1 protein-coding gene is annotated in these 380 nt (G+C 71.6%); it reads left to right on the forward strand.

The features are described from left to right. Positions 1-380, forward strand: a 380-nt coding sequence (locus tag ACZYSP_RS35305) for a pyridoxal-phosphate dependent enzyme (protein ID WP_489019199.1), incomplete at both ends; no start/stop codon positions are given.

Below are 380 nucleotides of genomic sequence, written 5' to 3' on the forward strand. Positions count from 1 at the left end.
TGGGTGTGCCTAGCCAGGTGTTCCTGCCCGGCGAGTCGCCCGAAGCCAAGCGCGCGCGTCTGCGTGCGCTGGGGGCGGAAGTGGTCGAGGTCGGCGAGCTGTATCCCGATGCGCTGGCCGCCTGCCTGACGCGCCAGAAGGAATCCGGCGCATTGCTTACGCATGCCTACGACCAGCCCGAAGTGGTGGCCGGCGCGGGCACTCTGGGCCGCGAGATCGAACAGCAGAGCGGTCTGCCCGATTCGGTGCTCGTGAGCGTGGGCGGTGGCGGCCTGATCGGCGGCCGTGCCGGCTGGTTCGAGAAGCGCGCCCGCGTGGTGGCGCTCGAACCCGAGAAAGCGCCCACGCTGCTCCGTGCCCGCGAAGCCGGCGAGCCGGTC

The sequence above is a fragment of the Variovorax sp. F042 genome (genome assembly GCF_057814215.1).